Genomic DNA, 18095 nt, shown 5'->3' with positions numbered 1-18095 from the left:
CCTTCCGCAGACATCGGACTAGTGAGCGCCGCCCCGGCCGCTCGACTTGACCGTGACGACCGACGCGCGGTCGCCGTTGGCGTTGTGGTGGTTCAGCACCAGCAGGCCCTCGGACCTGTCCGCCTTCAGGGCGGCCTCGTCCTTGTTGACCACGAGCGCCGTGCCCGGCTTCGCGACGTGCGCGAGCGCCGCGTCGCCGCCGCCCTGCGCCCACAGACCCGGCTTGAGCGGGTCGAAGGACAGCGGGCGGTCGATCACGTCGATCAGCTTGTTCGCGTTGCCCGGCGCCGAGTAGTAGCCCGCGGTGCCGACGGTGTAGCTGACGCGCGCGGAGTTCTTCGCCGGGTCGATGCCGAGTGCCGAGAGCAGCACCGGCAGGACCACGACGTTGGTGTCCTGCACGTTCGCGTCGACGTCGCCGAACAGGCCGTTGACGCCCTGGATGTCGACCGTCTCCCCCGTGGCCAGGTTCACCGTGGTGGCGACCAGCAGGTCGGTGTCGGTCAGGCGGTCCGCGTAGGTCTCGAAGTCCGCCTTGCCGTCACCGTTGGTGTCGATGTCGACGAACGGGATGGTGTTCTTGCCGAGGTTGTACCAGTTGCCCCACATCGCGACACCGAACGCGAGCAGCGACTCCTCCGGCCTGCCCTGGGCCTTGGCGAGCGGGGCCGTGGAGGCCGCGCCGACGTAGCGCAGGTCGCCGCCCTTGGCGGTCTCGTTGAGCGCGCAGTTCTCGGTGACGTTGCGCTTGCAGTCGCGCAGCTTCGGCGACTGGGCCTGCAGCTCGAGGACGCTGACCAGCGAGCGGTAGGCCTGCGAGCCCGTGCCCTGGTCGAGGCCCTTGCCGGTCAGGTTGAGGATCGCCTGCTTGTCGTTGCCCCGGAACTTGAGGCTGTCGACGGTGGTGATGTCCGCGACCGGCTTCGGTGCCGAGTAGACCGACAGCCGCAGCGGCACGGTGGCGCCGGCGGTCGGCGTGAGGGTCACGCGACCGGAGGCGTCCGCGAGGAACTGGCGCGGCGTGTCGAGCTGCAGCGGCTCCACGGTCGGGTCGACCGTCTTGCGCAGCGCCTTCGGGTCGTCGATCTTCAGCGTCACCTTGACGCGGGCGACGCCGCGCGGGCTCAGCTTGACCGAGTTCTGCGAGAGCACGTAGCTCACGCCGGGGATCGTCGTGGCCGCGGTGTAGCCGACCTTGTACTCCACGGACTTCGTGGACTTGTTGACGATCTTGATGGTCTTGGTCTTCTGGACCGGCTTGGCGACCTCGACGACGCCGAAGTTCGCGCTGACGTAGCCGTTGTCCTCCTCGACGTAGGCGAGGACCTGGTTGTCGATCGCGGCCTTGCCGTCCACGCGGCCGGTGCCGACGCGGTTGGGGGCGAAGGTCTTGCCGTTCTCCTTCACGTCCGCGCCCGCGGTGTTCATGATCGCGGCCTTGACCTCTTCCAGCGTCCAGTCCGGGTGCGTCTGGCGCACCAGGGCCGCGATGCCGGCGACGTGCGGGGACGCCATCGAGGTGCCGGAGATGACCGAGCGGTCGTTGCCGGAACCGACGGCCGTGGACGAGATCGTGTCACCGGGCGCCGCGACGTCCGGCTTGATCGACTGACCGCGGGTGCCGCGGCTCGTGAACGAGCTCGGCGTGTCCGAAATGGACTGGTCGTAGGTCGGCGTCGAGGTGCGCAGGTCACCAGCGAGGCGGACCACGAGCGTGCCCGCGTCCAGCGCCGGGCGGATCGCCGCGGTGGCGGAGCCGGTGAACTGGAACATCGGGATGCCCGCGTTGCCCGCGATGCCCGCCGCGAAGTTCTCCAGCGCGGAGGACAGGAGCACGCCCTGACCGCCCGCTGCCTGCACGTTGTTGGCGCGGACGGCGGAACCGCAGCGGCGCGTGGCGTCGTTGTCGTCCCACTCCAGCCACACGAACTTGCCCGCGACGTTGTCGGTGATCGCGACGCAGCCGTCGGCGTTGCCCGCCTGGCTGAGCTTCACGACCGGCAGTTCCTTGTCGTAGCCGAGGTAGCCGGTGAAGCTCTGGCTGTACTGACCGGGCTTGAGTCCCTGGCCCTTGACCTCGGCGCCGTCGCGCAGCACGAAGGAGTCGCGCACGGACGCGACGGTCAGCGCCTCGGGCGTGTTGCCCGGCGAGCCGCCGATGTCGTAGAGGTCGCCGCCGTTGCCCGCGGAGAAGACCGGCATGACGCCGACCTTGTAGAGCTTCTTCACGAAGAGGCTGTCGGGGTCGTCCGGGGCGCCGTAGTCGGAGCCGAGCGACAGGTTGACCACGTCGAGGTGGTCGGAGAAGTCGCCGTCGCCGTCGGGGTCGAGCGACCAGTCGAGCGCCTGCGAGGTGACGTTCGTCGAGCCCTCGCAGCCGAAGACCTTCAGCGCGAAGATCTGGGCCTTCGGCGCGGTGCCGGGGCCGATCTTCATCTCGTTGAGCTTCGCGGCGTCGAGCTTGGTGTAGTCACCCTTGAACGTGCTGCCGTCGGCGTTCTCGCCGAAGCCGGCCGTGGTGCCCGCGACGTGCGAGCCGTGGCCGTTGCAGTCGATGGGGTTGGGGTCGGGCTTCGGCGTGTTGATCGCCGGGTCGGTGCTCTCGCCGTCGTAGTCCTCGCCGACGAAGTCGTAGCCGCCCACGACCTTCGCGGTCGGGAAGTTCGGGTCCTTCACGCGCGGGTCGACGGCCTTGAACGCCTCGACCGTGCCGGGACCGCCGAAGTTCGCGTGGGTGTAGTCGACACCGGTGTCGATGATGCCGACGCGCACGTCGTCGCCGAGCTTGCCGTACTGCTGCCAGACGTTGAGCGTCTTCGTGAGCTGCACGGCGTTCGAGTTCTGGCGCTTCTTCGGCACGACCGGGTAGACCGCGAGCACGTCCTGGCGCTGCGCGAGGTCGCGCACCTTCTGGGCGTCCGCCTTCACGACGACGCCGGGGACGCCGTTGGAGGTGCGGTACAGCTCCTTGGTGCCGGTGTCCGCGCTCTTGAGCTGGCCGACGACCTGGTCCGCGGTGGCGGCGACGTCGTTCTTGGCCTGCTTGGCGGCCTGCTTCGCGACCTCCTTGCCCTGGCTCTTCTTCTCGTCGAACGCGTCGACGGCCGGCTTGCGGTCGAGCGCGACGAACGCGGTGACCGTGCCGCTGGAGTGGAGCCGGGGAGAAACCTTCAGCTGCAACGCCTTCGCGTCCAGCCCCTGTGCACCCTTCACCGGCTGCGCGAGCGGTTCGCCCTGCGCCTGCGCCGTGGCGGGTGCGATCAGCAGTGTGGTGATGGCAGAGAACACCACCAAACTCGATCGTCTTTTCACAACGTTGCCCCAACCGAGGTGTGTGCCTTCGACCCGGAACAGTGCCGCGCCCTCCACGGCACAGGTCGACCTCGTTGGGACGCTAATCGCTGATCGTGTCTCCGCGATTGCCCCGAAAGTATGAATGTTGTCTACAGACAGTTGCCTGTTATGCGTTCGTTGTGAACGAGGTGTTCACCGGGAAGGGGACTTTGCCGTCCCCTTCCCGGTTTGTCGCGACTATCCGAAGTCGACGGAGCGGACCGTGCGCGCACCCACGGCGGCGCCGATCGGGTCGAGGACCTGCGTGTCGACCGGGCGGTCCACGCGCAGCACCATCACCGCGTCGCTGCCGGTCTGGCTGATCTGCGCGGCTTCGATGTTCACGCCGGCCTCGCCGAGCAGCGTGCCGACGGTGCCCATGACGCCGGGGCGGTCCGGGTACTCGAGCAGCAGCACGGTGCCCTCGGCGCGGAGGTCGAAGTTGCGGCCGTTGATGTTGACCAGCTTCTCGACCTGCGCGATGCCGCTGACGGTGCCGGACACGCTGTTCGTCGTGCCGTCGGCCTGCACGGCCTTGACCGTGACGAGGCTGCGGTGGTTGGGGCTCTCGGTCTCCTTGACGACCTCGACGGTGACGCCGAGGTCGGCCGCGAGCTGCGGGGCGTTGACGAACGTCACCTGCGACTCGACGACCTTGGAGAACACGCCGCGCAGCGCGGCCAGCGGCAGCACCGCGACGTCCTCAGTGGACAGTTCGCCGCGCACCTCGACCGTGACGCTGGTCGGGGCCTTGGGCGACAGTGCACTGAGGACGGTGCCGAGCTTCTGCACCAGCGGCAGGTACGGGCGCACCTCCTCGCCGACGGCACCGCCCTGCACGTTGACGGCGTCCGGCACGAACTCGCCGGCCAGCGCGAGGGCGACGCTCTTCGCGACGTCCGTGCCCGCGCGGTCCTGGGCCTCGGCGGTCGAGGCGCCGAGGTGCGGCGTGACGACGATGCCCGGCACGTTGAACAGCGGGCTCTCGGTCGTGGGCTCGGTGGAGAAGACGTCGATGCCGGCGCCGCCGACCTGGCCCTCCTTCACGGCCTCGGCGAGGGCTTCCTCGTCGATGAGGCCACCGCGGGCGGCGTTGACGATGATGACGCCGCGCTTGGCCTTGGCCAGCTGCTCCGCACCGATGAGGCCCTTGGTCTCGGGCGTCTTCGGCAGGTGGATGCTGATCGCGTCCGCCTTCTCGAGCAGCTCCTCGAGCGTGACGAGCTCGATGCCGAGCTGCGCGGCGCGCGCGGCGCTCACGTACGGGTCGTAGGCGATGAGCTCGACGCCGAACGCGGCGATGCGCTGCGCGAACAGCTGGCCGATCTTGCCCAGGCCCACGACGCCGACGGTCTTGCCGTTGAGCTCGACACCGTTGAACTTGGAGCGCTTCCACTCGTGGTTCTGCAGCGTCTCGTGCGCGGCGGGGATCTGCCGCGCGACGCTGAGCAGCAGCGCGACGGCGTGCTCGGCGGCGCTGACGATGTTGGACGTCGGCGCGTTGACGACCATCACGCCGTTCTGCGTGGCGGCCGGCACCTCGACGTTGTCGAGACCGACACCCGCGCGGGCGACGACCTTGAGCTTGCGGGTCGCGGCGAACACCTCGGCGTTGACCTGGGTGGCGGACCGGACGAGCAGCGCGTCCGCGTCGGCGACGGCCTCGAGGAGGGCGGCGCGGTCGGTTCCGTCTACGTGGCGCACTTCGACGCCGTCGCCGAGAGCGTCCAGAACGGACGGTGCGAGCTTCTCGGCGATGAGAACAACGGGTCGGCTCGTGTTGGTCACGGACATCGCTCCCAGGAAGGGTCGGATCGTGGGGCGCGGGCGTGGTCGGGGGCGGCTGGCCCGCGCCGACCGGAGCACCGCAATGTGTCCGGACTGTTAACGAGCATAGTCAGGATGCTTGCGGCTCGTTCTCGGCGGGTGGCTCAGGTCACTGTGCGCGTCTTGTGGGATGGGACGTTGTTTGCGCTGGTTACCTGGGTCCCTGGTCGGCGGGTGCCCGTGCGTTTGGGCTTGTACGAGTTTGGCGTGGTGCGGTTGGGTTCCGGTGGAGTCGGTTCCAGCGTGGTCCTGGTGTGTTGTCCCCGTGGCTGTTCCAGCGTGGGCGTGCACCCCCGGACGAAGGACCTGGGTTCCATCGCCGCTGTTCCCGAAGTCAAGCCCCGATCGCCACAACACGGGTGGGTTCACCGGCTCTGGTCGGCGCAAGGAAAAGACGGCTCGCCTTCGGCGTCGCTTGGAAGTGCGGGGGTTTGTACGGCTCGCCTTCGGCATCGCGTGCGGGAGGCGGCTCGCCTTCGGCGTCGCTTGGCTTGCTGTGAAAAGCGGGTGCGGGGTTGTTCGTCGTGCCGCCATGCTCTGCCCATGTCACTGGTGTGGGTGACCGGCACGTCCGGGGCGGGCAAGTCGAGTCTCTGCGGGGTCTTGCGAGAGCGCGGAGAGCTGGCTGTCGACGCCGACTGGGAGGGCTACAACCGGTGGGTGGACCGGGTGTCCGGGCAGGTCGTCGTCGATCCGCCCGACCCGGTGCCGCCGGGGTGGCTCGACCGGTACGGGTGGCGGATCGACCGCGCGCAGGTCGAGCGGCTGGCGGCGCGGACTCGGGAAGCGGACGGGTACCTGTGCGGGTGCGTCGAGAACGAGGAGGAGGTCTGGGACCTCTTCGACGTGGTCGTGTGCCTGGTGATCGGTGACGACGTGGTGCGCTCGCGGTTGCGCGGTCGCACCGGGAACTCCTTCGGGAAGCACCCGGAGGAGCTGGCTGCGGCGTTGCAGCACAACTCGCACGTCGAAGGTGACTACCGGAGGCGGGGTGCGGTGATCGTCGACGGGACGTTGCCGCTGGAGGAGGTGGCCGACGCGGTCACCAGGGCTCGTCGAACTCCCCGTCCTTCGCGCCCGCCACGAACGCGTCCCACTCCGCCATCGTGAAGACCAGGACCGGTTCGAGCTGCTTGGAGTTGCGCATCGCGACGTAGGTGGCGCCGTCGGTGTGTTCCACGAAGGCGATCTCCACGTGGCCGTCCTCCGGTTCCGGCTCCGGCGGGCGCTTCCAGTCCGCCTCGCGCAGGTCCAGGTTGCCGCGCACGTGGGCCTTGTCGTCGTAGATCGGCGCGCTCTCGGTCATGTCGGAGAAGCTAGCGGATGGCCTGGCCGGGAAAGCGGAAAGGCCCGCGGCGCGTCACACGCGCGCCACGGGCCTCCCTGGGGGAAAGACCTGGTGAGAACGTCAGGCGGTCTCGGTGATCGGGCGGTCGACCCACGACATCATGTCGCGGAGCTTCTTGCCCGTTGCCTCGATCGGGTGGTTCTCGCCCTCCTGCTGCAGCTTCTTGTAGTTCGCGCGGCCGTTGTCGTCCTCGGCCACCCACTCGTTCGCGAAGGTGCCGTCCTGGATCTCGCCCAGGATCTTCTTCATCTCCTCCTTGACCGCGGGGGTGATGACGCGCGGGCCGCGGGTCAGGTCACCGAACTCGGCGGTGTCGGAGATCGAGTAGCGCATGCGGGCGATGCCGCCCTCGTACATGAGGTCGACGATCAGCTTCAGCTCGTGCAGGCACTCGAAGTACGCGACCTCGGGGGCGTAGCCCGCCTCGGTGAGGACCTCGAAGCCCGCCTGGACGAGCGCGGAGGCGCCACCGCAGAGGACGGCCTGCTCGCCGAACAGGTCGGTCTCGGTCTCCTCCTTGAACGTCGTCTTGATGACGCCCGCGCGGGTGCCGCCGATGCCCTTGGCGTAGGACAGGGCGAGGGCCTGGGCGTTGCCCGAGGCGTCCTGCTCGACCGCGATGAGCGCCGGGACGCCCTTGCCGTCGACGAACTGGCGGCGGACCAGGTGGCCCGGGCCCTTCGGGGCGACCATGGCGACGTCCACACCGGACGGTGCGGTGATGAGGCCGTAGCGGATGTTGAAGCCGTGACCGAAGAAGATCGCGTCGCCCTCGTTGAGGTTGGCGGCGATCTCGTTGGCGTAGATGTGGCGCTGGGCGGTGTCCGGCGCCAGGATCATGATCACGTCAGCCCACGCGGAGACCTCCGCCGGCGTACCGACCTCCAGGCCCTCCTCCTCGGCCTTGGCGCGGGACTTCGAGCCCTCCTGCAGGCCGATGCGGACCTCGACGCCCGAGTCGCGCAGCGACAGCGCGTGGGCGTGGCCCTGGCTGCCGTAGCCGATCACGGCCACCTTGCGGCCCTGGATGACGCTCAGGTCGGCATCGTCGTCGTAGAAGATCTCAACGCTCACAGTATTTCCCTCTTCGTGGTTTCTAGCGGACCGCGGTGGCGGTGATGGAACGAGCGCCACGGCCGATGGCGACCATGCCGGACTGGACGATCTCGCGGAGCCCGTAGGGCTCCAGCATGCGCAGCAACGCGTCGAGTTTTTCAGACGTGCCGGTGGCCTCGATGGTGACCGCCTCGGGCGAGACGTCGACGACCTTCGCGCGGAAGAGCTGCACGGTCTCGAGGACCTGCGAGCGCACGGTGGCGTCCGCGCGGACCTTGATGAGCACCAGTTGCCGTTGAACGGAAGCCGCCGGCTCCAGCTCCACGATCTTGATGACGTTGATGAGCTTGTTGAGCTGCTTGGTGACCTGCTCCAGCGGCAGCTCCTCGACCGACACCACGATCGTCATGCGCGAGATGTCGGGGTACTCCGTGCGGCCGACCGCGAGCGACTCGATGTTGAAGCCGCGGCGGGAGAACAGGCCGGCGACGCGTGCGAGCACACCGGGCTTGTCCTCGACCAAAACGCTCAGCGTGTGCCTGGTCATCAGATGTCCTCGTCGAACAGGGGGCGGATGCCGCGGGCGGCCATGATCTCGGAGTTGCCGGTGCCCGCCGCGACCATGGGCCACACCTGGGCGTCCTTGCCGACGACGAAGTCGATCACGACCGGGCGGTCGTTGATCTCCAGCGCCTTCGCGATCACCTCGTCCACCTCCTCGCGCGACTCGGCGCGCAGGCCCGCGCACCCGAGGGCTTCCGCCAGGAGCTTGAAGTCTGGGATGCGGTGCTTGTGCGTGCCCAGATCCGTGTTGGAGTACCGCTCGCCGTAGAACAGGGTCTGCCACTGGCGGACCATGCCCAGGTTGCCGTTGTTGATCACGGCGATCTTCACCGGCAGGCCCTCGATGGCGCAGGTGGCGAGCTCCTGGTTGGTCATCTGGAAGCAGCCGTCGCCGTCGATGGCCCACACCGTGCGGTCCGGCTCACCGGCCTTGATGCCCATCGCCGCCGGGACGGCGAAGCCCATCGTGCCGAGGCCGCCGGAGTTGATCCACGTGCGCGGGTGCTCGTACTTCACGAACTGCGCGGCCCACATCTGGTGCTGGCCGACGCCCGCGGTGTAGATCGTGTCGGACGGCGAGAGCTGCCCGATGCGCTCGATGACGTACTGCGGCGACAGCGTGCCGTCGTCCGGCCAGTCGTAGCCGAGCGGGAACGTCTCGCGCAGCGACTTCAGCGTCTCCCACCACGGCGCCAGGTCGACGGCCTTGGTGTTCTCGCGCTCGGCGCGCACGGCGTCGATCAGCTCGGTGATGATCTCCTTGCAGTCGCCCACGATGGGGACGTCCGCGCGGCGGTTCTTGGAGATCTCGGCCGGGTCGATGTCGGCGTGGATGACCTGCGCGTCCGGGGCGAACGACGAGAGCTGGCCCGTGACGCGGTCGTCGAAGCGGGCGCCCAGCGCGATCAGCAGGTCCGAGCGCTGCATCGCCGCGACGGCCGCGACGGTGCCGTGCATGCCGGGCATGCCCAGGTGCTGGTCGTGCGAGTCGGGGAACGCGCCGCGCGCCATCAGCGTCGTGACGACCGGGATGCCGGTGTCCTCCGCCAGGCGCATCAGCTCGGCGTGCGCGTCGGCCTTGATCACGCCGCCGCCCACGTACAGGACGGGCTTGCGGGCGTGGACGATCAGCTTCGCGGCCTCGCGCACCTGCTTGCCGTGCGGCCGGGTCGTCGGCCGGTACCCGGGCAGGCGCATCTCGGGCGGCCACGAGAAGCTGGTCTGCTCCTGCAGCACGTCCTTCGGGATGTCGACGAGGACCGGGCCGGGTCGGCCGGTCGCCGCGATGTGGAACGCCTCCGCGATCGCCCGCGGGATCTCCGCGGCGTCGGTCACGAGGACGTTGTGCTTGGTGATCGGCATCGTGATGCCGCAGATGTCCGCCTCCTGGAAGGCGTCCGTGCCGATCAGCGGCCGCGACTGCTGGCCGGTGATCGCGACGACGGGCACGGAGTCCATGTTCGCGTCCGCGAGCGGCGTGACGAGGTTGGTCGCGCCCGGTCCCGAGGTCGCCATGCAGACGCCGACCTTGCCGGTGGCCTGCGCGTACCCGGTGGCCGCGTGGCCCGCGCCCTGCTCGTGGCGGACGAGGACGTGCCGGACCTTCGTGGAGTCCAGCAGCGGGTCGTACGCGGGGAGGATCGTCCCGCCGGGAATGCCGAAGACCACTTCGCAGCCGACCGCTTCGAGCGACCGGACGAGCGACTGAGCACCGGTTACACGAATCGGTGCGCCCGTCGGCGGGGCCGGTTTGGGCCGCGGACCTGGACGTGGCGACGTGGGCTCGGAAGCCTGTCGCGATGGTGCGCTGGTCATCTCATTGCCTCGTGGGTATCGGGGTCCGGACACGAAAAAACCCTCGACAACCCGGAGTTGGGTCGTGCGAGGGTCGCGCGTCGACGCAGGCTGTTCGGCTCAGGCGTCGACGCGCCTGAGAAGTACGAGAACGAGCGTGCGCTGCATGAGGCGGACGTTATCCCCTCGCGCAAGAGTGCGTCAACTCTGCGGGACGGAAATCCCGGATCGTGGACGTGGAACAATCGACCGGGTGAAGAAGCTGGTCTTTCGCATCCCGGCAACGGCCCTGCTCGCAGCGGCTTTGATCGTCATCTGCGTCACCCCCGTGGCGTGGGTCGCTCCGGGGCTGCAAGTGCTCTACGTCCTGCCCCTCGGCTACGCCTACTGGGTCCTGCGCAACCGCACCACGGTCACCGAGGAGGAGATCGTCGCGCGCGGCGTGTTCGGCACCACGACGCTGAAGTGGTCCGAGGTGAAGTACATCCGCCTGATCCAGAAGGGCTGGCTGCGGGCGGTCAAGGAGGACGCGTCGGAGGTGACGCTGCCCGCGGTGCGGTTCATGCACCTGCCGGCGCTGTCGCTGGTGAGCGGCGGCCGCGTGCCCGACCCGACGATCAGGGCCGACGAGCAGGAAGAGGCCGCGCAGGAGACCGCGCAGGACACGGCCGCCGAGGTCGCCGAGGACGTGGCCGAGGTTCCCGCGAAGGCCGCGGACGAGACCGTACAGTCGGAGAAGTGACCAGACGAGTTCCGCTGCTGAGCCTGCTGCTGTCCGTCGCGGGCCTGCTGATCTCGGCTTATCTGACCTACACGCACTTCAACGCCGGCGCGCTGCTGTGCTCGGCCGACGCCGTGGTCGACTGCGAGACGGTGACGACGAGCGAGCAGTCGGAGCTGTTCGGTGTGCCCGTCGCGTTCCTCGGGCTGGCCTTCTTCGCGTTCCTGACCGTGATCTGCCTCCCGTTCGCGTGGCGGGTCGACGCCCTGAGGTGGGTGCGGCTCGGGGCCGCCGGCACCGGCGTGCTGATGGTGGTCTACCTGGTCGCGGCCGAGTTCCTCATCATCGGCAAGATCTGCCTGTGGTGCACCGCTGTGCACGTCATCACGCTCGCACTCGCCTGTCTGCTGGTCACCGCGAGCCTGCGCACAAGTAGCCTTTGAGGCACCGCTCCCAGACTGGTGGACGCCTCACCCCCGCGTCCCGCGCGCTCTTTTTCGTGAACTGAACCTGGAGGAGCAGTGCCTCAGCTCCGCTCTCGCACCACCACGCACGGCCGCAACGCAGCGGGTGCCCGCGCCCTCTGGCGCGCCACCGGCATGACCGACGGCGACTTCGGCAAGCCGATCATCGCGATCGCCAACTCCTACACGCAGTTCGTGCCGGGTCACGTGCACCTGCGCGACCTCGGCGACATCGTGGCGGAGGCCGTGCGCGAGGCGGGTGGCGTGCCGCGCGAGTTCCACACCATCGCGGTCGACGACGGCATCGCCATGGGCCACAGCGGGATGCTCTACTCGCTGCCCAGCCGCGAGATCATCGCCGACTCCGTCGAGTACATGGTCAACGCGCACCAGGCCGACGCGATCGTCTGCATCTCGAACTGCGACAAGATCACCCCCGGCATGCTCAACGCGGCGATGCGGCTCAACATCCCCGTCGTGTTCGTGTCCGGCGGGCCGATGGAGGCCGGCAAGGCCGTCGTCGTCGAGGGCGTCGCCGTCGCGCCGACGGACCTGATCACCGCGATCTCCGCGTCGGCGTCCCCGGCCGTGAGCGAGGACGGCCTGTCCGAGGTCGAGCGCTCCGCGTGCCCGACGTGCGGGTCCTGCTCCGGCATGTTCACCGCGAACTCGATGAACTGCCTCACCGAGGCACTGGGCCTGTCGCTGCCGGGCAACGGCTCGACGCTCGCGACCCACGCCGCGCGCCGCGAGCTGTTCTCCGAGGCCGGCCGCGTCGTCGTGGAGCTGTGCAAGCGCTGGTACGGCGAGGACGACGAGTCGGCGCTGCCGCGGTCGATCGCGAACCGCAAGGCGTTCGAGAACGCGATGGCGCTCGACATGGCCATGGGCGGCTCGACGAACACCGTGCTGCACATCCTCGCCGCCGCGCAGGAGGGCGAGATCGACTTCACGTTGCAGGACATCGACGACCTGTCGCGCCGCGTGCCGTGCCTGTCCAAGGTGTCGCCGAACAGCGACTACCACATGGAGGACGTGCACCGGGCGGGCGGAATCCCCGCGCTGCTGGGCGAACTGCGCCGCGGCGGCATGCTGAACGAGGACGTGACGTCGGTGCACACGCCGACCCTCGCGGAGTGGCTCGGCAAGTGGGACATCCGGGCGGAGAACCCGTCCGAGCAGGCCCTGGAGCTCTTCCACGCGGCACCCGGCGGCGTGCGCACCACCCAGGCGTTCTCGACGTCGAACCGGTGGTCGTCGCTGGACACCGACGCGGCCGGCGGCTGCATCCGCGACGTCGAGCACGCCTACACCAAGGACGGCGGCCTGGCCGTGCTGCGCGGCAACCTGGCCGAGCGCGGCGCGATCATCAAGGCCGCGGGCATCGACGAGGACCTGTGGCACTTCGAGGGCCCGGCGCGCGTCGTCGAGTCCCAGGAGGAGGCCGTCTCGGTGATCCTCAAGAAGGAGATCCAGGCGGGCGAGGTCCTGGTCGTGCGCTACGAAGGCCCCTCCGGCGGTCCCGGCATGCAGGAGATGCTGCACCCCACGGCGTTCCTGAAGGGCTCCGGCCTGGGCAAGAAGTGCGCGCTGATCACCGACGGCCGGTTCTCCGGCGGGTCCTCAGGCTTGTCGATCGGCCACATCTCGCCGGAGGCGGCGGGCGGCGGCACGATCGGCCTGGTCCGCAACGGCGACCGGATCCTGATCGACGTGCACGAGCGCCGGCTCGAGCTGCTGGTGGACGACGAGGTGCTGGCCGAGCGCCGCGCCAAGATGGAGGCGTCCGAACGGCCGTGGCAGCCGGTGGACCGCGTCCGCCCCGTCACGGGTGCGCTGCGGGCGTACGCGCGGATGGCGACGGATGCGTCGACCGGTGCGGTGCGCGACCCGAGCCGTTAAAGAGCGAGTGCGAGCGCCAAGCAGGCGCCGAACACCAGCCAGCCCGTCAGCGGTCCGCTGACGGGCTGGTTCGTCCTCTTGACCACGACACCGGCGACGACCAGCCCCGCGAGCAACCCGATCGGCGGCAGCAGCGACCGCCCGGTCAACCCGAACGGGAACGCCACGAGGTACACGACCGGAATCCCGATCACGAGCAACGCCAGCTGCAGGACGGCGCCCGTCAGGTTCTTCCCCACGAGGAACCTTCCTACCGGAAGACGAAGAACGTCACCGCCGCGCCGCCCGCGCCGAGCAGCAGTGCGATGAACCCGGCCGCCACGGGGTGGCGGAACCAGCTGCGGTTGTAGTCGAGGGCCGCGCGGCCGGGGCCCGCGAACAGCGCCGCGAACGCCATGCCGGCGAGGGCGAGCTCCAGCTCGACGCCGTTGGGGCCGAAGAAGCCGCCCTTGTACTTGAGCGCGATGACGTTGGCCATCACGGCGAGCAGGCCGGCCGCGGCGAGCGGGGTGAAGAGGCCGAGCACCAGCAGGCCGCCGCCCGCGAGCTCGGTGATGCCGGTGACCCAGGCGAGCACGACGGACTCGCGGTAGCCCATCTTCTCCAGCGACTGCGCGAAGCCGTCGATGCCGGGCCCGCCGAAGAGGCCGAACACCTTCTGCAGGCCGTGCAGCACGAAGATGCCGCCCAGCACGGCGCGCAGGCCGAGCAGGCCGAGGTCGGGACCCGCCGTCCAGCCGAACTTCTTGCGGTCGTCCTCGAACGGGTCGTCGCGCGGGAGCGAGTCCTCAGTGGACTTCTCGAGCGGCGTGTAGCCCGTGTTGTCGAACGCCTTCGTCGACGAGTCGTACGGCTGGGTCGAGCTCCCGCCGACTCTGTCGGTGCCGTCGTCGAAGTGGTGCACTCCCCCTCCGCTGCTCGAGTAGAACGAGTCGTCGGAGAAGGCGCTCGAGGTGCTCGAGCCTTTGTCGTGAGTAGCCACGCCCGCACGCTAGTGAGGCCGCATGCGGGCGCGCGAGAGCCGAACGGCAGCCCAGTTTCACCCGGATGGACTAATAAGTCCCGTGGACCAGATTGCGCGGTCGTTCTCCTCCAACGTACCGAGCGATCTCGGACGCGACCACCGCGTAGGCGCGCCTGGTGTGGCCCGTGCAGCTGCCCGCCACGTGCGGGGTGAGGAAGAGGCCCGGCGCCGTCCACAGTGGATGGTCCGCGGGCAGCGGTTCGGGGTCGGTCACGTCGAGGGCGGCGCGCAGCCTGCCGGAGGTCAGTTCCGCGAGCAGCGCGCCGGTGTCGACGACCGGGCCGCGAGCGCCGTTGACCAGGATCGCGCCGTCCTTCATCGCCGCCAGGAACTTCGCGTCGACCAGGTGCCGGGTCTCCTCGGTCATCGGCGTGAAGACCACGACGGCGTCGAACCGCGGCAGCAGTTCCGGCAGCTCGTCGACGCCGTGCACGCCGTCGCGGGCGGTGCGGCCGACCAGCGTGGCGGTGGCGTCGAACGGCTCGAGGCGGCGGCGCAGCTGCTCGCCGAGGTCGCCGGCGCCGACGACCAGGACCTCCTTGTCCTGCAGGGTGTCCGTCAGGTGGTAGTCCCAGCGGCCTTCGGCGCGGGCGCGGTCGAAGACGAAGAAGTCCCGGTAGATCGCGATCAGCGCGCCGATGGCCCACTCCGCCGTGCTGCCGCCGTGCGCGCCGCGGCAGGTGGACAGCAGCACGCCGTCCGGCACGCGGCCGACGAAGTTCTCGGCGCCGGCGCTGAGCAGCTGCACCAGTTTCAGGTTCGGCAGCTGGGCGAACACGTCGCGCGGATCGGTGCCGGCGAGGAACCTCGGGACCAGGACCTCGGCGTCGAGCCCGTCCGCGGGCAACGGCTCCCCGGCCGTGTAGCGGACCGGGCGGACACCGTCCACCTGGGACAGCGCCTGAACTCCGAAGTCATCTGGCACGAGCACGGTGAGCGTCACGAGGTCAACGTACGTCAGAATGACGGGCATGCGGGAGCACGACGTCATCGCGTGGGACGGCACGAAGATCCGGACGTGGCAGGTGCCGGGTGAGGGCACACCGGTGCTGCTGTGCCCCGGCGTGGGCTCCGGCCCCGAGTCGTGGCCGTCGCTCACCGGCCGCGGCGGCCTGCTCAGCTGGTACATGCGCGGCACGATGGGTTCGGACCGGCCGGTCGACGAGCGCAACATCACGCTGGACGACCACGTGTCGGACGCGATCGCGGCGCTGGACGACGCGGGCGTCGAGCGGTGCGTCGTCATGGGCTGGTCGATGGGCGTCACGATCGCGGCCGAGCTGGCGTTGCGCCACCCGGACCGGGTCGCGGGCCTGCTGCTCGTCGCGGGCGCGCCGGGCGACTCGTTCGACGCCATGCTGCCGCTGGTGCCGAAGGGCCTGCGCCGGTTCGTCGGCCTGACCGGCACGAAGCTGCTGCAGCAGGCCGGTCCCGTGCTCGACCAGGTGCTGCACCGCGTGCCGGTCACCGACGCGACGACGTTCCTGCTGCGGCACGGCGGCGTGATCAAGCCGAGCAGCGACCCGAAGGCCGTGGCCACCGCCGTGGGCCGGTTCCTGCAGCACGACTGGCGCTGGTACTTCACGCTGGCGCTCGCGCTGGGCGGGACGCCGCGCCAGGACCTCGGCTCGATCGTGTGTCCCGTCACACTGCTGGCGGGCCGCGACGACGTGCTGGCGACGACGGAGAGCATGTCCGGCCCGGTCGCGGCGCTGCCCCAGGCCCGGCTGCGGGTGCTGCCGTGCAGCCACTACCTGCCGCTGGAGGCTCCCGAGGTCGTGGCGGCGGAGCTCGACCTGCTGCTCGGCCGGGTGCGCTCGGTCGACTTCGCCACGTCCGAGGCGTTCACCCCGGATTCACGGTCGCGCACCTAGCCTGGGCGTCGTGGTTCGTTCCATCACGTTGCTGACCGCCGCCTGCCTGCTGGCAGGGGGCTGTGCGAGCTTTCCCGACGAGCCGGCCCCGACGAGCTGGAGCGCGCAACCACAGCTGACCCCGCAGGCGGGGCCCAAGCCCGAGCTGCCCGGCGAGTACCGGCAGGCGCCGGGCGAGCAGGGCCGCGGGCAGACGCCGCAGAGCGTGCCGCCGCCGCAGGGCTGCAAGGACTTCAACCCGGCGGTCATCGCCACCTGCCTGAACACCGTCACCGGTGTCGCCCCGATCGGCGCGGACGCCCAGGGCGGGGTCGCCGCCTACGCCACCGAACGCGGCGGGCGCGTGCTCAAGGTCACCAAGGACGTCGACCCGGTCGTGGTCGCGCAGATCGAGACCGACACGTCGGCCGACGGCGGCCTGAGCGGTCTCGCGCTGTCGGCCACGTTCGCGGAGGACCAGCTCGCGTACGTCTACGTGACGACCGCGACGGACAACCGCGTGCTGCGGATCGCGCCGGGCGACACGCCCAAGCCGATCCTCACCGGCATCCCGAAGGGCCCGACCGGCAACCGGGGCGTGCTGGCGAGCGACCGCAAGGGCGCGCTGCTGGTCGCGACCGGCGACGCCGGCAACCCCGCGCTGGCGGCCGACCCGAACTCGCTGGCCGGCAAGGTGCTGCGGATCGACGGATCCGGCAAGCCCGCGCAGGGCAACCCGACGGCGGGCTCCGCGGTCATGTCGTCCGGCCTCACGCTGCCCGGCGGCCTGTGCGTCTCCGCGGACGCCCAGAAGATCTGGGTGACCGACTGGACCGCGAACGCCGACGTCGTCTACCGCGTCGTGCCGGGCAAGCTCGGCGAGGTCGCGTGGAACTGGCCGGACAAGCCGGGCGTCATGGGCTGCGCCTCCTACACCGACGCGCTGGCCGTGGCCACCGCGAAGACGCCGGGCCTGCAGACGCTGTCGATGAACGCCACCGGCGCGTTCACCGGCAAGCCCGAGATCACGATGGCCGAGGACGGCTTCGGCCGGCTGGGCCCGGTGGAGATGCTGAACGATTCGGCGTCGCTGGCCGGCACGGTCAACAAGTCCGGCGGCCAGCCCATCTCGTCGGACGACCGCGTCGTGATCCTCGTGCGCCCGAACAACGGCGGCGGCACGAAGGACTAGGAGCGGGTCGCAAACGCTTCCCCTCCCGCCCGCCACCACCGTTCGTAGACCTCGCTCTCCCGCACCAGCTCCCGGTACCCGGCGGCCACCCGCGCGCACAGCTCGTCGATCTCGCCGGCGATCGGCGCGTCGAGCCGCCAGGCCAGCACGACCTCGCGGACCAGCGGGTTACCGGTGACCGGCAGCCGGGCGACGCCCGCCGGGGTGCCGCCGACCGGGTAGAGCGGGCACACCGCGCCGCAGGACCTGATCAGCGTGAGCGCGACGTGCGCCTCGCCGCTGCGGTGGGCGATCCGCTGCTCGAACCCGGCCGCCGTGCACTCGCGGGCGAAGTGGGCGTTCATGCCGCTGTCGTCCGGTTCCGGCATGACCCAGCTGTCCCCGGCGAGAGCGGCGAGCGGGATCTCGGGCTCCCGCGCGTACGGGTGGCTGTCCGGCACCGCGACGAACAGCGGCTCGCGGGTGAGCAGCCGATGTCCGACGTTCGGTGGGAGCGTCAGGCCGGTGCCGGGAAATCGGCGCATCACCGCCAGGTCGATTTCTCCCGCGGTGAGCAACGCGGTGAGCGTGCCGGTTTCCTTCACCGTGCGACTCGTCGCATCGCCCTTCAGCGCGCTCACGAGTAGTCCGAAATGATAGGCGGGGATTCCGGCGAGCCTGGTGGGAGCGCCGGAACTGTGCGCGTTACGGCGCGTTACGCGTTCCAGGGTGACCAGCCGGGTGAGCACCGACCGCGCTTCCTGCACGAAATCCGTGCCGTTCGCGGTGAGCCGCACGCCCTCTCTCGACCGCACGAACAACGCGCCACCCAGGTGCTGCTCGATGCGCTTGAGCTGCGTCGTCACCGCCGGCTGGGTGAGGTGCAGCCGGGCCGCCGCCTTGCGCAGACTTCCGCAGTCGGCGATCGCCACGACCAGTTCGAGATGCCTCACCTCTAGACGCATGCGGCCGATGTTATAGCCGAATGCAATAACCCCAATACCCTCCGCAATGTCGCTGCGAGCACATCGGTCTCGC

At 69.9% G+C, this 18095-nt stretch carries 16 protein-coding genes; 6 read left to right on the top strand and 10 right to left on the bottom strand.

Going from position 1 to position 18095, the window contains the following annotated elements; genetic code table 11:
- Positions 1 to 18: 18 nt before the first annotated feature.
- Positions 19 to 3294, bottom strand: a complete 3276-nt coding sequence (locus ACFWGZ_RS17050; RefSeq protein WP_382452460.1) for a S8 family serine peptidase — start codon at positions 3292 to 3294, stop codon at positions 19 to 21.
- A gap of 237 nt (positions 3295 to 3531) precedes the next feature.
- Positions 3532 to 5127: a phosphoglycerate dehydrogenase gene (gene serA, locus ACFWGZ_RS17045; protein WP_382452459.1), complete on the bottom strand. Its 1596-nt coding sequence runs from the start codon at positions 5125 to 5127 to the stop codon at positions 3532 to 3534.
- Positions 5128 to 5703: 576 nt separating this feature from the next.
- Between serA and ACFWGZ_RS17040 the strand changes: the two genes are divergently transcribed.
- Positions 5704 to 6270 carry an AAA family ATPase gene (locus ACFWGZ_RS17040; RefSeq protein ID WP_382452458.1) on the top strand — a complete coding sequence of 189 codons (567 nt, stop codon included), beginning with the start codon at positions 5704 to 5706 and terminating at the stop codon, positions 6268 to 6270.
- Here the strand turns inward: ACFWGZ_RS17040 and ACFWGZ_RS17035 are convergent.
- From ACFWGZ_RS17035 to ACFWGZ_RS17020, 4 genes are all read right to left on the bottom strand, one after another.
- Positions 6203 to 6466 (bottom strand): DUF397 domain-containing protein, encoded by a 264-nt coding sequence (locus tag ACFWGZ_RS17035; RefSeq protein ID WP_382452457.1) that lies wholly within the window; start codon positions 6464 to 6466, stop codon positions 6203 to 6205. The genes ACFWGZ_RS17040 and ACFWGZ_RS17035 overlap by 68 nt on opposite strands.
- Positions 6467 to 6568: 102 nt before the next feature.
- Positions 6569 to 7582 (bottom strand): ketol-acid reductoisomerase, encoded by a 1014-nt coding sequence (ilvC, locus tag ACFWGZ_RS17030; protein WP_382452456.1) that lies wholly within the window; start codon positions 7580 to 7582, stop codon positions 6569 to 6571.
- Between the two features lie 22 nt (positions 7583 to 7604).
- Positions 7605 to 8111, bottom strand: a complete 507-nt coding sequence (gene ilvN, locus ACFWGZ_RS17025; RefSeq protein ID WP_382452455.1) for an acetolactate synthase small subunit — start codon at positions 8109 to 8111, stop codon at positions 7605 to 7607.
- The gene (locus tag ACFWGZ_RS17020; protein WP_382452454.1) at positions 8111 to 9943 is read right to left on the bottom strand and encodes an acetolactate synthase large subunit; all 1833 of its coding nucleotides are present in this window, start codon (positions 9941 to 9943) and stop codon (positions 8111 to 8113) included. The genes ilvN and ACFWGZ_RS17020 overlap by 1 nt, the downstream gene beginning before the upstream one ends.
- A 232-nt stretch (positions 9944 to 10175) precedes the next feature.
- On the opposite strand from ACFWGZ_RS17020, the gene ACFWGZ_RS17015 reads away from it, so the two are divergent.
- From ACFWGZ_RS17015 to ilvD, 3 genes are all read left to right on the top strand, one after another.
- On the top strand, positions 10176 to 10664 hold the full coding sequence (locus ACFWGZ_RS17015) for a PH domain-containing protein (protein ID WP_382452453.1): 489 nt from the start codon (positions 10176 to 10178) through the stop codon (positions 10662 to 10664).
- Complete coding sequence (locus tag ACFWGZ_RS17010; protein ID WP_382452452.1) at positions 10661 to 11086, top strand: vitamin K epoxide reductase family protein; 426 nt, start codon at positions 10661 to 10663, stop codon at positions 11084 to 11086. Before ACFWGZ_RS17015 ends, ACFWGZ_RS17010 begins: the two co-directional genes overlap by 4 nt.
- A gap of 78 nt (positions 11087 to 11164) precedes the next feature.
- Positions 11165 to 13009 carry a dihydroxy-acid dehydratase gene (gene ilvD / locus ACFWGZ_RS17005; protein WP_382452451.1) on the top strand — a complete coding sequence of 615 codons (1845 nt, stop codon included), beginning with the start codon at positions 11165 to 11167 and terminating at the stop codon, positions 13007 to 13009.
- Here ilvD and ACFWGZ_RS17000 read toward each other — a convergent pair.
- The 3 genes from ACFWGZ_RS17000 to ACFWGZ_RS16990 all read right to left on the bottom strand — a co-directional run bounded on the left by ACFWGZ_RS17000 (position 13006) and on the right by ACFWGZ_RS16990 (position 14976).
- Complete coding sequence (locus tag ACFWGZ_RS17000; protein WP_382452450.1) at positions 13006 to 13248, bottom strand: hypothetical protein; 243 nt, start codon at positions 13246 to 13248, stop codon at positions 13006 to 13008. The genes ilvD and ACFWGZ_RS17000 overlap by 4 nt on opposite strands.
- 11 nt (positions 13249 to 13259) lie before the next feature.
- Complete coding sequence (locus ACFWGZ_RS16995) at positions 13260 to 13991, bottom strand: DoxX family protein (RefSeq protein ID WP_382452449.1); 732 nt, start codon at positions 13989 to 13991, stop codon at positions 13260 to 13262.
- A 70-nt stretch (positions 13992 to 14061) separates the two neighbouring features.
- Entirely contained in the window at positions 14062 to 14976 is a 915-nt protein-coding gene (locus ACFWGZ_RS16990; protein WP_382452448.1) for a 2-hydroxyacid dehydrogenase, read from the bottom strand.
- 28 nt (positions 14977 to 15004) lie between these two features.
- Here ACFWGZ_RS16990 and ACFWGZ_RS16985 point away from each other — a divergent pair, with 28 nt between their 5' ends.
- Together ACFWGZ_RS16985 and ACFWGZ_RS16980 are read left to right on the top strand one after the other, a co-directional pair.
- Positions 15005 to 15907 carry an alpha/beta fold hydrolase gene (locus tag ACFWGZ_RS16985; protein ID WP_382452447.1) on the top strand — a complete coding sequence of 301 codons (903 nt, stop codon included), beginning with the start codon at positions 15005 to 15007 and terminating at the stop codon, positions 15905 to 15907.
- 10 nt (positions 15908 to 15917) lie between these two features.
- A complete protein-coding gene (locus ACFWGZ_RS16980) occupies positions 15918 to 17078 on the top strand; it encodes a PQQ-dependent sugar dehydrogenase (protein ID WP_382452446.1) in 1161 nt (386 codons plus the stop codon).
- Here ACFWGZ_RS16980 and ACFWGZ_RS16975 read toward each other — a convergent pair.
- Positions 17075 to 18022, bottom strand: a complete 948-nt coding sequence (locus ACFWGZ_RS16975; protein ID WP_382452445.1) for a LysR family transcriptional regulator — start codon at positions 18020 to 18022, stop codon at positions 17075 to 17077. The genes ACFWGZ_RS16980 and ACFWGZ_RS16975 overlap by 4 nt on opposite strands.
- Positions 18023 to 18095: the final 73 nt, after the last annotated feature.

Source organism: Lentzea sp. NPDC060358 (genome assembly GCF_042725365.1).
Classification (GTDB): domain Bacteria; phylum Actinomycetota; class Actinomycetes; order Mycobacteriales; family Pseudonocardiaceae; genus Lentzea.
This window is presented reverse-complemented; position numbering and strand designations above follow the sequence as displayed.